The sequence below is a fragment of the Chryseobacterium contaminans genome, from assembly GCF_001684955.1.
GTDB classification, from domain to species: Bacteria; Bacteroidota; Bacteroidia; order Flavobacteriales; family Weeksellaceae; genus Chryseobacterium; species Chryseobacterium contaminans.
Genome location: NZ_MAYF01000224.1, coordinates 22,996 through 36,006, shown reverse-complemented (window position 1 = coordinate 36,006; position 13,011 = coordinate 22,996). Strand labels below are relative to the sequence as shown.

At 36.3% G+C, this 13,011-nt stretch carries 10 protein-coding genes and 1 rRNA gene; all 11 read left to right on the top strand.

The window, feature by feature from the left end; all coding sequences use genetic code 11:
• Positions 1-92, top strand: a 5S ribosomal RNA gene (rrf, locus tag BBH99_RS12625); the annotation flags it as partial.
• A 721-nt stretch (positions 93-813) separates the two neighbouring features.
• Entirely contained in the window at positions 814-2,139 is a 1,326-nt protein-coding gene (locus BBH99_RS12620; protein WP_066696181.1) for a sigma-54-dependent transcriptional regulator, read from the top strand.
• Positions 2,140-2,577: 438 nt separating this feature from the next.
• Positions 2,578-4,272, top strand: coding sequence for a potassium-transporting ATPase subunit KdpA (gene kdpA, locus BBH99_RS12615; RefSeq protein ID WP_066696178.1), 1,695 nt, complete (start codon positions 2,578-2,580; stop codon positions 4,270-4,272).
• Positions 4,273-4,450: 178 nt separating this feature from the next.
• Positions 4,451-6,490, top strand: coding sequence for a potassium-transporting ATPase subunit KdpB (gene kdpB, locus BBH99_RS12610; RefSeq protein ID WP_066696175.1), 2,040 nt, complete (start codon positions 4,451-4,453; stop codon positions 6,488-6,490).
• Positions 6,491-6,500: 10 nt separating this feature from the next.
• The gene (kdpC, locus tag BBH99_RS12605; RefSeq protein WP_066696172.1) at positions 6,501-7,058 is read left to right on the top strand and encodes a potassium-transporting ATPase subunit KdpC; all 558 of its coding nucleotides are present in this window, start codon (positions 6,501-6,503) and stop codon (positions 7,056-7,058) included.
• Positions 7,059-7,304: 246 nt separating this feature from the next.
• Positions 7,305-8,366, top strand: a complete 1,062-nt coding sequence (locus BBH99_RS12600) for a porin (protein ID WP_123873160.1) — start codon at positions 7,305-7,307, stop codon at positions 8,364-8,366.
• 48 nt (positions 8,367-8,414) lie between these two features.
• Complete coding sequence (locus BBH99_RS12595) at positions 8,415-9,524, top strand: histidine kinase (RefSeq protein WP_066696165.1); 1,110 nt, start codon at positions 8,415-8,417, stop codon at positions 9,522-9,524.
• 90 nt (positions 9,525-9,614) lie between these two features.
• Complete coding sequence (locus BBH99_RS12590) at positions 9,615-11,330, top strand: ATP-binding protein (RefSeq protein ID WP_066696162.1); 1,716 nt, start codon at positions 9,615-9,617, stop codon at positions 11,328-11,330.
• Between the two features lie 58 nt (positions 11,331-11,388).
• Positions 11,389-11,862 carry a hypothetical protein gene (locus tag BBH99_RS12585; protein WP_066696159.1) on the top strand — a complete coding sequence of 158 codons (474 nt, stop codon included), beginning with the start codon at positions 11,389-11,391 and terminating at the stop codon, positions 11,860-11,862.
• A gap of 94 nt (positions 11,863-11,956) precedes the next feature.
• Positions 11,957-12,463 carry an STM3941 family protein gene (locus BBH99_RS12580; RefSeq protein WP_066696156.1) on the top strand — a complete coding sequence of 169 codons (507 nt, stop codon included), beginning with the start codon at positions 11,957-11,959 and terminating at the stop codon, positions 12,461-12,463.
• A gap of 60 nt (positions 12,464-12,523) precedes the next feature.
• On the top strand, positions 12,524-12,985 hold the full coding sequence (locus BBH99_RS12575) for a hypothetical protein (protein ID WP_066696153.1): 462 nt from the start codon (positions 12,524-12,526) through the stop codon (positions 12,983-12,985).
• The last annotated feature ends 26 nt before the right edge of the window (positions 12,986-13,011 follow it).

Genomic DNA, 13,011 nt, shown 5'->3' with positions numbered 1-13,011 from the left:
GTGGGGCTCACCTGTTCCCATTCCGAACACAGAAGTTAAGCCCACCAGCGCCGATGGTACTGCTAACGCGGGAGAGTAGGCCGCCGCCAGTTTTTATTTTATTTTTAAAAGTCTCATACAGCAATGTGTGAGACTTTTTTTTGCTTTATACCCAAATATACGCAAGACCCAGGGAACCATACACAAGAAGTAATGAGTAATGAGTAATGTGGAGATTACTCTCAAAGAAAGGCTCATACCACCTTATTGAATACTCTCAACTTTACTCTTTACTTTGTTGTTAAATTTTTCTTGTATTCTATCTGGGTTTACGATTTATTCTTTAATCTTACTTGCTTATATCAGGATATTTTCCTGGTATTGTTACTTCTGATAAACTGACTACTGTTGTCATCCTGTAAGGATCTAAACATAGGATGGGAAATAATGAGTATGGAAATAATTGTGGATAGCCTGGATCCCTACGGGATGACAAAGAGTGGTGAATACTGACAAATTAAAGTATCATACAAATATCCATCATTTATTACTCATCACTAATTACTTATTACTCATAATAAAAAGGTGTAATTCATTTTATAAACCAATAATTTTCATCCATACAACCTCCCTAGCCCCGATAGGAACGGTTACCCCGCAACAGGGAGTTGGAGAGCTTGAGGGTTTGAGCGTTGGAGAGTACGGGCGTGAGGAGTATGAGTGGATAGCGGGAGATAGCTCCTGAAATAAATAGAAGTACGAAATTATTTTCCTTAATAAGGGACTTTTCATCAAATAATTTCAATAAGTTTGTATCTTCCAAAAAGAATTATAATGTCAGGAAACATTCTGATTATCGATGATGAAATCAAACTCCTTAAGTTGTTAGGAATGATCCTTTCCCAAGAGAATTTTAATGTAAAAGAAGCTTCTACAGCCCGTTCTGCAATGACGATGCTGGAGCAGTATGATTTTGATGTCATATTAAGTGATGTCAGGCTTCCTGATGCCTTTGGGGTAGATCTTGTAAAGTCTATTAAAACAAAATATCCACAGCTGGAAATTATTCTGATGACTGCGTTTGGGAATATTACTGATGCTGTGCAGGCCATGAAAAACGGTGCTTATGATTACCTGGTAAAAGGAGATGATAACGAGAAGATCATTCCATTAGTGTATAAAGCATTGGAGAAGGTAAAAGATAACAGAATAAGAACTGTTCAGCCAAGTGGAGCACAAAAAGGTTTTGGGCAGATTATTGGTAATTCTCCATTAATACTGCATGCTAAGAAATTGGCTGAAAAGGTCGCATTAACGGATGCTGCGGTACTTTTAACGGGTGAAACCGGAACAGGGAAGGAGGTTTTTGCGAATGCTATTCATGAAGGGAGTGAAAGAAAGAAAAATACTTTCGTGGCTATTAACTGCTCTGCTTTTAGCAAAGAAATTCTGGAAAGTGAACTTTTTGGGCATAAACAAGGAGCCTTTACAGGAGCTATAAAAGATAAAAAAGGATTGATTGAAGAAGCCAATGGTGGAACTCTATTCCTTGATGAAATTGGCGAAATGCCGATAGAGCTTCAGGCTAAACTGCTGAGGGTTCTTGAAACGGGTGAGTTTATCAAAATGGGTGAAACAAAGGTTTCCAAATCTGATTTCAGACTAATTGCAGCAACCAATAGAAACCTTGAAGAAGAAATAAAACAGGGAAATTTCAGAGAGGATCTCTATTTCAGACTGAATGTTTTTGAAATTACACTTCCGGCTTTAAGAGAAAGAAAAGAAGACTTGAAAATGTTGGCCAAGAATTTTATTGATCTATTTTCAAATAAACTGCATATTCCATCTGTTCAGGTATTACCGGAATATTATAAAATGCTTGAGAAGAATGACTGGAAAGGAAATATCAGAGAATTAAGAAATGCTGTAGAACGCAGTCTGATCCTTATGAATGATAATATTCTGGATGCAGAAAGCCTTCCTCATTACTCAGAAAAGGCTGTTCCGGAGAGTGATTCTCTAAGTATGAGATCGCTTGAAAAAATTCACATCCAAAAGGTATTGCAATACACGAAAGGGAATAAGGCAGAAGCGGCCAGACTCCTTGAAATCGGAATTGCTACGCTATATCGTAAACTCGACGAATACGGACTGAAATAAATCTTTTATCATTTTAATAAAGAGCCTATCATTTTGATAGGCTTTTCTGTTTTTATAAAGGTTGTATTTTGTGTGTAATATTTTGTCTTTCAATGTTTTATTTTATTTGTTTCAGGTTTGGATCTTCTTTTGGCATATAGTCTCTGAATAAAATATTTAAAAATGACAATTTCAAGAAAAACGTTTAAAAAACGGGAGCATTCTACTTTTAGTCTGCTGATTGTATCGTACGTATTGTTTACTCTTTTAACTCTAATAATAAAGATATGATGCTGATAAGTTTAATTCTGCTTTTTGCAGTATTGTTCTGGCTTTTATATAAATCAGTTGAATTTTTTGATAAGATATAAAATTATGTGGAGTTTATTTTTCCTTTCAATTCTTGCCTTTGTGTATATCTGTTATGTTTTAATGAAACCTGAAAAATTTTAAAAGACGATGAATACAGAAATTTTAGGCATTATAGCCCTATTTGCTATTACATTAGTTATCGGAATATTTTTAGGTAAATACATAGCTAATGTTTATGGATACAAGAAAACCTTTTTAGATCCGGTTTTTCAGCCGGTTGAAAAGTTTATTTATAAAATATCGGGAATCAATCCCAACCGCCAGATGAACTGGAAGCAGAATATGTATGCGATGCTGGCGATTAACCTGGTTTGGTTTATTATAGGATTTATCCTTTTACTTACTCAAGCCTGGTTACCTTTAAATCCGGATGGAAACCCGAATATGTCACCAGATCTGGCTTTTAATACCACCATCTCATTTTTAGTGAACTGTAACTTACAGCACTATTCGGGAGAAACAGGAGTAAGTTACCTGAGCCAGCTTTATCTGATGTTTTTACAGTTTGTGACCGCTGCAACGGGAATGGCTGCTATGGCTGTTCTTTTTAAAGCTTTCAAAGAGAAAACAGCTACAGAGCTTGGTAATTTTTATGATTATTTCACCAAGTCAATGATTAGAATTTTACTTCCGATCAGTGTATTAGTTGCTTTAATTCTTTCGATCAACGGAAGCCCGATGACTTTCGAAGGAAAAGATCATATTACAACCCTTGAAGGACAAAAAATAGACGTTTCCAGAGGTCCTGTAGCCGCTTTTGTTGCCATTAAGCACCTTGGAACGAATGGTGGTGGTTTTTTTGGAGCCAATTCAGCCCACCCGCTTGAAAACCCTAATTATATAACGAATATGACGGAGATGGTCACTCAGATGATTATTCCTTTTGCATTGGTTTTTGCGTTAGGTTTCTATTTAAAGAAAAGAAAATTATCATGGGTCATATTTACAGTGATGACTGTTGGCTTCTTAGCGCTTACCGTTCCCAATATTGTTAATGAAACAGGCGGAAACCCTTTAATTACAAAAATGGGGGCAGACAGCAGCCTTGGAGCGATGGAAGGAAAAGAAATTCGTTTTGGAAGTGCTGCATCAGCGTATTGGAGTATTGCCACTACAGTGATTTCTACCGGTTCTGTAAATTCTATGCATGACAGTACAATGCCTCTTTCAGGGATGAATGAGCTTCTTGCGATGATGATTAACTGTTTCTACGGTGGTTGCGGAGTAGGGATATTGAACTACTTTATCTTTATCATTCTCGCTGTATTCATCAGCGGTCTGATGGTAGGACGAACACCTGAATTTATGGGGAAAAAAATTGAAGCTAAAGAAATGAAGATCGCGATGATCGTAGCTTTGTTCCATCCATTCCTAATTCTTGTAGGAACGGCTTTAACGGCTTATCTGCCGGAATTTGGAGCGAAGACATTGAATAACCCAGGATTCCATGGTTTCAGTGAAATGCTCTATGAATTTACTTCTTCTTCCGCCAATAACGGATCAGGATTCGAAGGACTGGGAGATAATACCCCCTGGTGGAATATTTCAACAGGAATTGTACTGTTGTTATCAAGATTTATCCCAATCATAGGGCCGGTTGCCATCGCAGGATTACTGGCTCAGAAAAAATTCATCCCGGAAAGTTCAGGAACATTGAAGACAGATACGGCAACATTCGGTTTTATGACGCTGGCGGTTATTCTGCTTATTGCAGCATTATCATTCTTTCCTGCACTTACGCTTGGCCCTATTGCAGAGCAGATACAGTATTTCTCTAAATAAATGTGAACATTAAAAATTAAAATCAATAGTCAACCATTAAGGAAGCTGAATCGTTTAGGAAACTAGTCTAAAACTTACCGAAACGTTCACAACATAATATTATCCATTTCTAATTCCTATAATTTGGTTTCTCTTGATGGTTATTATTGATTTAATGATATAAACTCTTTCAAAAAAAATGAAAAATCAATCACAAACATTGTTTCAAAGAGATTTGGTAAACGAAGCGATTAAACAGTCTTTCGTAAAACTGAATCCGAAAATTATGTTTAAAAATCCAGTGATGTTCCTGGTGGAGATCGGAACAGTGGTCATGTTTATCGTAAGCATGTTCAGCTTAACTGGTGATAAAACCCAAGGAAGCTTTTCCTATAACTTTTTAGTATTTATCATTCTGTTTTTCACGGTTCTGTTTGCGAACTTTGCAGAAGCTATTGCGGAGGCAAGAGGAAAGGCGCAGGCTGATACGCTCAGAAAAACCCGTGAAGAAACCCCTGCCAAACTGGTTCTTGAAAATAAGCCCGGATTCCAGGTAGAAACTGCTTTAAAAATGTCTGCAGAAATGAAACTCGGAGATATTTTTCTTTGTGAAGCGGGCGATCAGATCCCGATGGATGGAGAAATTATTGAAGGACTGGCAACCATTGATGAATCTGCCATTACTGGAGAAAGCGCTCCGGTGATCCGTGAAGCGGGTGGAGATAAAAGTTCAGTAACAGGAGGAACTAAAGTCCTTTCAGATAGAATTAAGGTAAAAGTAACTACCAAACCGGGAGAATCCTTTTTAGATAAAATGATTGCCCTTGTTGAAGGGGCATCAAGACAAAAAACACCTAACGAAATCGCATTAACCATATTATTAGCAGGGTTTACCCTTACTTTTATTATTGTAACCCTAACCTTAAAGCCTTTTGCAGACTATGCGCAGACTCACATTACGATTGCGGCATTTATCTCACTTTTCGTTTGTCTTATTCCGACAACCATTGGAGGTCTGCTTTCTGCAATTGGAATTGCCGGAATGGATAGAGCATTGAGAGCCAATGTCATCACAAAAAGTGGGAAAGCAGTGGAAACCGCAGGTGATATTGATGTACTGTTACTTGATAAAACGGGAACTATCACTATTGGAAACCGTAAGGCAACTCAATTTCATCCTGCAAACGGAATTAAGCTTGAAGACTTTATCAAAGCTTCTGCATTGAGTTCTGTAGCAGATGAAACACCGGAAGGAAAATCCATCATTGAACTTAGTGCATTGAAATCCGAAGATTTACTGGTTCCTAATCCAACATACATTGATTTTACCGCTGAAACCAGAACTTCAGGGATAGATTTTGAAGAAACAAGGATCCGGAAAGGAGCTTACGATACGATAAAAAAACTGACTGAAAAAGCCGGGAATCTTTTCCCACAGGAAACTCAGGATGCGGTTACCAAAATTTCTGAAAACGGAGGAACTCCTTTGGTAGTATCCGTTAATGAAAAAGTATGGGGAGTTATTGAACTTCAGGATATTATTAAAACAGGAATTCAGGAACGTTTCCAGAGACTGAGAAAAATGGGGGTGAAAACGGTGATGGTAACCGGAGATAACCCTTTAACGGCGAAGTTTATTGCAGAAAAAGCCGGAGTAGATGATTTTATTGCCGAAGCCAAGCCGGAAGATAAAATGAATTATATCAAAAAGGAACAGCAGGAAGGAAAACTTGTAGCGATGATGGGAGATGGAACCAATGATGCTCCTGCTCTTGCTCAGGCCGATGTAGGTGTTGCAATGAACAGCGGTACCCAGGCAGCGAAAGAAGCAGGGAATATGGTAGATCTTGATAATGATCCTACCAAACTGATCGAGATCGTAGAGATTGGAAAACAGTTACTGATGACCCGTGGAACGTTGACAACCTTTAGTATTGCGAATGACGTAGCGAAGTATTTCGCCATTATTCCTGCGCTGTTTATCACCTTTATTCCATCTCTTCAGAAGCTGAATATCATGAATCTTCACAGTCCGGAAACAGCCATTTTATCGGCAGTTATTTTCAATGCGGTGATTATTCCTTTCCTGATTCCTCTAGCGTTAAAAGGAGTAGCGTATAAGCCAATTGGTGCAAGCGCTTTATTGAGAAGAAATCTTTTGATCTATGGTTTGGGAGGCGTTATTGTTCCTTTCATCGGAATCAAAATTATTGATATCGTGATTAGTTTATTCTATTAAAATTTTAAAAATGAAAAATCATATTGTTTCAGCATTCAGATTAAGTCTTGTGATGTTAATTGTAGTAGGAATTTATCTGATTGTTGTATATGCAGGATCAAAAGTTTTACCTACTCAGGGAAATGCGGAGATCATTAATTATAAAGGGCAGAAATTCTATGCCAATGTAGGACAGGAATTTAAATCTGAAAAATATTTCCATGGCCGTCCATCTTCCGTAAACTATAATGCAGCAGGAAGCGGGGGAAGCAATAAAGGCCCAAGCAATGAAGAATATCTGGAAACCGTACAGAAAAGAATAGACACTTTGAAACTGCAAAATCCAGAAATGGGAAATGCTAAAGTACCTGTAGAGCTGGTTACTGCAAGTGGAAGCGGTTTAGATCCTGATATTTCAGAGGAAGGAGCTTTATATCAGGCTAAAAGAATTGCCAAAATAAGAAGTCTTTCCGTAGAACAGATCAATAGTTTAATTAAAGACCAGACTCAGAAACCGTTTTTAGGGCTTTTCGGACCTTCAAAAGTGAATGTTTTAAAGCTTAACATCGCTTTAGATCAACTTAAATAATTAAAACAATTGTACGGCAGAATTTATAAAATATTGTTAGATACATTGAACCATTAAGAATATTGAAAGAATTAAGTGTAAGTAAGAAAATCTAAAATTTCAAAATATTACCACTTATCATTCGCTTATAATCCTTTTCTTAACGTCTTAATTCTTTCTTAATGGTTAACTTTATCAGAGGAATATACTTTCTGTACTGTACTCAGACAATTCGAAATCAACGTGAAAAAAATTACTATTATAGGAATGCTGTTGGGAGTATTTTTCTCAAAAGCACAATCATCAGACTCATTAAAAACAGAATCGAAAGTAACATTTTCTGCTTATGCGGAACTCTTTTATACTTATGATTTTAATGAGCCGGGAAATCACCTCCGCCAGAATTTTTTATACTCTTACAACAGGCATAATGAGGTAAACCTTAATCTGGGATTAATAAAAGCCAATTATCAGAGTGAGAATATCAGAGCCAATCTTGCCTTAATGGGCGGAACTTATGCCCAAGACAATATGGCTGCGGAACAAGAGGCTTTGCGATATATCAATGAAGCAAACGTAGGAATCAAAATATCCAAAAATAAAAATCTATGGATTGATGCTGGGATCATGCCTTCTCATATCGGTTGGGAAAGTGCTATTGGAAGAGATAATATTAATCTGACAAGAAGCTTTGCCGCTGAAAATTCGCCTTATTTTGAAACAGGAGCTAAGATTTCCTACACTTCAGATAATGGAAAATGGTTTGTAAGCGGATTGGTACTGAATGGCTGGCAGCGCATTGCCAAAGTGAAAGGAAACCAAAGTATTTCTTTTGGACATCAGGTGACCTACAAACCCAATGATAAAGTAACTTTGAACAGCAGCTCATTCATAGGAAACGATAAAGCGAAAGATGAGAAAAGAATGCGTTATTTCCATGATCTGTATGGAAGTTTTCAGCTGACAGAAAAGTTTTCAGCTTTATTAGGATTTGATATTGGAGCAGAGCAGAAGACCAAAGGAAGTGGGCAGTATAATATCTGGTATAGCCCGAATATACAGGCAAAATATCAGATTGACAATAAATGGGCATTGGCTGGAAGACTGGAATATTACAATGATAAAAATGGAGTGATTATCAGTACAGGAACTCCTGATGGTTTTCAAACTTTCGGATATTCACTGAACGTAGATTATGCTATATTTAAAAATGTTGTTTTCCGTACAGAAGCGAGAGGTTTTACGTCTAAGGATGCCATTTTTGCGAAAAATGATGATTTCAGAAAAGGAAATTTCTTCATAACAACGAGTTTGGCAGTTTGGTTTTAACCAGGAAAAAAAGAGGTGTTCAAAATAAAACTAAAAAGAATAAAATCAATGTCATCAGCAAAGCATTTTTTAGAACTCATTCAGAAATCTCGAAAAGGGAAGTTTAAAATCTATATCGGGATGAGTGCAGGTGTTGGGAAGACCTTCCGAATGCTGCAGGAAGCCCATTCTCTTCTACGGAATGGCATTGATGTAAAGATTGGTTATATAGAAACCCACGGCCGTGAAGAAACCGTAGCTTTGGTGGAAGGAATTCCGGAAATTGAAAGAAAATCAGTCTTTTATAAAGGTAAGAACCTGGAGGAAATGGACCTCCAGGCCATTATCAATGAACATCCTGAGGTAGTTCTTGTAGATGAACTAGCTCATACCAATGTGGAAGGTTCTAAAAATAAAAAGAGATGGCAGGATGTACTGGAAATTCTGGATAACGGGATCAATGTCATCAGTGCTATGAATATCCAGCATATTGAAAGCCTTAATGAAGAAGTTAAGAAAATAACGGGCGTTGAAGTGGCTGAGCGTGTTCCGGACAAAATTTTAGCACTGGCTGATGAAGTAGTGAATATCGATCTTACAGCCGATGAATTACTTACCCGGTTGAAAGAAGGGAAAATTTATAAGAAAGAAAAAATTCATACCGCTCTCAGTAACTTTTTCCAGAGCGGACATATTCTTCAGCTTCGTGAGCTTGCCTTAAAAGAAGTAGCGACGCACGTGGAGAGGAAGGTAGAAACTGAAATTAAAACCGAGAATTTTAAACCCATCAAATTCCTGGCCTGTATCAGCAGCAATGAGAAGATTGCGAAGACCATTATCCGAAAAACTGCGAGACTGGCAAGTTATTACAACAGTCCGTGGACGGTTCTTTATATTCAGAAACCTTCTGAAAACCCTGAAAAAATAGCATTGGACAAGCAGCGGTATTTGATTAATAATTTTAATTTAGCACAGGAATTGGGGGCTAAGGTTGTCAGGATCAAGGAAAATAGTGTTCATGACGGAATCCTTGAGTATGTAATTGCCCATAATATCACCACAGTTTGCATCGGAAAGCCTCATGCAAAGCTCTGGCAGCGTCTGTTCGGGTACAGCTGGATTTATACTTTGATGAACAGGCTGAATGAAAGACAGGTAGATATTATTATTTTATCTTAAAAGGAATGAAATCGCAATGATTTGGAACAGAAATACCGATAAAGATGGCGCGATTGCATATGTCTTTTAAAAAACAATAAGGATCTTCATATGAAACTTAAAACAAAACTTACCTTAGGCGTCGGCCTTTTATTTTTACTGATCGTTTTGCTTTCAGTAATAGGTTCTGTATATATCAATAAACTGAAATCTGATACAGAAAAGATTCTTACGGCCAATTACAACAGCCTTGAATTTTCTAAGAATATGCTTCTGGCATTGGATCACATCAGTACAGATAGTGCGGTGGCCATAGCAGACTTTCAGAAAAACAATAAACTGCAGGAAAAAAACCTTACTGAATTTGGAGAAAAGGAAGCTACCCAGAATTTGAACCTGCATTTCAACAGCTATTTGAAAGAACCTACAAACCATAAAGAGAAACTGATCCGTGAAGATCTGGCCAGAATCATGTCTTTAAATATGAAAGGGATTGAGCGTAAAAGTGATATTGCCATTATTACAGCCGGAAACGCCACTTTCTGGATCGTCAGTCTGGGAACGGTTTGCTTTCTGATTGCTTTTATTTTACTGTTTAATCTTCCTCAAACCATTGCAGAGCCTATCAATCAGTTGACTTTCAGTATCAGGCAGATTGCAGATAAAAATTATAGTGAAAGGGTTCACTTTAAAGGGAGTGAAGAGTTCAACAGTCTTGCAGATTCTTTTAACGTAATGGCAGAAAAGCTTCAGGAATATGAAAGCAGCAACCTTTCTAAGCAGCTGATGGAGAAAAAGCGGATCGAAACTTTGGTAAATAATATGCATGATGCTGTGATTGGTCTGGATGAAAATCATTTTATCTATATGATTAATGATGAAGCTTTAAAGATCACCAATCTTCACAAAGAGGATATTATCGGGAAAACAGCCCATGAAGTTGCCATTAATAACGATTTGATGCGGGAACTCCTGAAAAATATCGATCATCCGGTAAAAGATCCCATTAAGATTGTTAGAGACAATAAGGAAAATTATTTTGAACAGGATATTGTTCCCATCAATATTGTGAAAACAGGGGAGAAGGAGAAAAAATATATCGGGAAAGTAATTTTACTGAGAAATATTACGCCTTTTAAAGAGCTGGATTTTGCCAAGACAAATTTTATAGCCACCATTTCCCATGAGTTGAAAACCCCGATTTCTGCTATAAAAATGGGAGTGCAGTTACTTGGAAATCAAAAATTCGGTGTGTTGAATGAGCAGCAGCAGGAACTGTTGAAGAGCATCAATGAAGATGGACAGCGTTTATTGGATATCACAGGTGAACTTCTTAATCTTTCTCAGGTGGAATCCGGGAACATCCGTCTGACAGTTGAAAAATGTTCTCCTAAGGAAATTGTACAGACTGCCGTGAAAAACGTTGAAAAACTGGCGGAACAAAAGAATATCTCAATCCATACGGAATACCAGTTGAAAGATACTGATTTTGTAACAGCAGATTTTGATAAAACCGTCTGGGTAATGAACAACTTCCTGACCAATGCCGTAAAACATTCCTTTCAGGACGAGGAAATTAAAGTTTTCGTAGAAAAGGTAGAGGATTTTATCCAGTTTAATATCATTGATACAGGAAGTGGAATTGATGAAAAGTATCACCGTCAGATTTTTGACCGTTATTTTCAGGTTCCAGGAGAACATCAGAACGGAACAGGTCTTGGATTGGCCATTTCAAAGAATTTTATTGAAAAACAGAACGGTGAAATTGGAGTAAAAAGTGCTCTGAATAACGGAAGTACTTTCTTCTTCAGATTGCCGGTTTTATAAGGATTATTGTTATATATTTGAGCGCAAAAATATTTGATTACTCTCTATTAAACTTTTAATGCCAACAGACTTCTTTTTCTATTTTATTATCGCCATTCCAGTATTTTTTATTGTCTCAGGGTTTTTCTTTTTTTTACAAAAAGATAAGATTATTGAACAGTATAAGCAATCTGATGCAGTGATGATAAAGAATATTAACGGAAATATCGTTACTGTTGTTAAAGGTGGTTTGCGATATAGTAAAAGCTTTCAATGGGGCAGTTTTGATATTCTTCTGAATCAGAATTCTATGTTCTTATTTCCCCGAAGTTTATATATTCTTCCTCAGAGATGTATTAATCTGAGATTTAAATTAGATACAAGGAATACTAGAAATCCAGCGGTTCTCACAGAATTTCATATCAATAAAAGTTCTGTTAAACTCATCTATTATCCAAATCATTTGCTTTATGCCAAAAGTACTGTTTCTTTGAATAATCTCAATCAGGAACAAGTTTTACTTTTTCAGAAAGCATTGAATAGACAGGCATAAGTTGAGTAGAAAAGTATTGCTTACTGATATGCGACTACTATTACTTAAAGTTTTATATATTTGAGTAATATCAAATACAGAGACTAAAAAGCATATGAAAGAGCATCATTTTTATTCCAGTAAAATTAAAAGCCTGATACTGCTTATCATTTCATGTGTTTTTACTTTTGGTATTTCTTATATTGATTTCAAGGATGAAAATCTTTTTATAATCGTAATGCTTTCTCTTGGGATTACTCTTTTTTCATTCGGAATACTGTATTCCATATTATTGTTGGTACGAACAGAACCTTTACTGACAGTAACGGATAAGCAAATTATTGTTTATAATGTATTAAGAAAACCTACGTTTATCAGGTTTGATGAAGTTGCTTTGTTTTTTATAGTGGATATGAGACATTATGGGATTAAAACCTCATCCTATATCTGTGTTATTATGAAACAGCCTAAGGAAAATACGAATGTTATAGATAAGGTGTCTTCAACAGTATTTCCTCATTTAAAAGGGATTCGTTACAGTATCCAGACTGATATACTGAATGTGAAAACAAAGGTTCTACTGGATCTGTTGAATAGCAGAATAAGACCTTATAATTTGTAAGATAAGAGAACCTGATTTGACCAATGATTTTTATCCTATATTTGTGACCAAATTAACAAAATGAAGAAAACCATAAGTTTATTAGTCCTATTATTCTGTATAACTTTAAGCATCCAGCTTTCTGCACAAACCTTTACTTTAGAGCAGTTTGCAGCATTCAATAAACTGGGAATGGCCGATTTCAAAAAGGAAATGAAAAGCCTTAATTACAGATTTTATGACAAAACAGAAGGATTAGGATTTGTTCTATCAGAATATGAATCTCCTGATTACCAATCTAAAATCGGAAAGTTTGAATACGAAGACCACTCAGAAGACAGAATTGAATATGAATTTAAAACTAAAAAGGAGTATGATCAATACGTTAAAACTATTCTGAATTCCGGATATAAAGAGACTGAAAAAGGGAAAACCATCACCAAAGAATCTTATGTAGACTATTATAAGAATAAAGAACATATAAGATTGGTTACCCCTAAAGCAGGCGATAAAAATCCTTATACAATTCTTGTTTTTAAATAAACATAATTATTAAATATAAAAGGCTG

Excerpts from the sequence above, each read along its gene's own strand:
- BBH99_RS12620 (WP_066696181.1), top strand. The coding sequence starts at position 814 with ATGTCAGGAAACATTCTGATTATCGATGATGAAATCAAACTCCTTAAG.
- kdpA (WP_066696178.1), top strand. The coding sequence starts at position 2,578 with ATGAATACAGAAATTTTAGGCATTATAGCCCTATTTGCTATTACATTA.
- kdpB (WP_066696175.1), top strand. The coding sequence starts at position 4,451 with ATGAAAAATCAATCACAAACATTGTTTCAAAGAGATTTGGTAAACGAA.
- kdpC (WP_066696172.1), top strand. The coding sequence starts at position 6,501 with ATGAAAAATCATATTGTTTCAGCATTCAGATTAAGTCTTGTGATGTTA.
- BBH99_RS12600 (WP_123873160.1), top strand. The coding sequence starts at position 7,305 with ATGCTGTTGGGAGTATTTTTCTCAAAAGCACAATCATCAGACTCATTA.
- BBH99_RS12595 (WP_066696165.1), top strand. The coding sequence starts at position 8,415 with ATGTCATCAGCAAAGCATTTTTTAGAACTCATTCAGAAATCTCGAAAA.
- BBH99_RS12590 (WP_066696162.1), top strand. The coding sequence starts at position 9,615 with ATGAAACTTAAAACAAAACTTACCTTAGGCGTCGGCCTTTTATTTTTA.
- BBH99_RS12585 (WP_066696159.1), top strand. The coding sequence starts at position 11,389 with ATGCCAACAGACTTCTTTTTCTATTTTATTATCGCCATTCCAGTATTT.
- BBH99_RS12580 (WP_066696156.1), top strand. The coding sequence starts at position 11,957 with ATGAAAGAGCATCATTTTTATTCCAGTAAAATTAAAAGCCTGATACTG.
- BBH99_RS12575 (WP_066696153.1), top strand. The coding sequence starts at position 12,524 with ATGAAGAAAACCATAAGTTTATTAGTCCTATTATTCTGTATAACTTTA.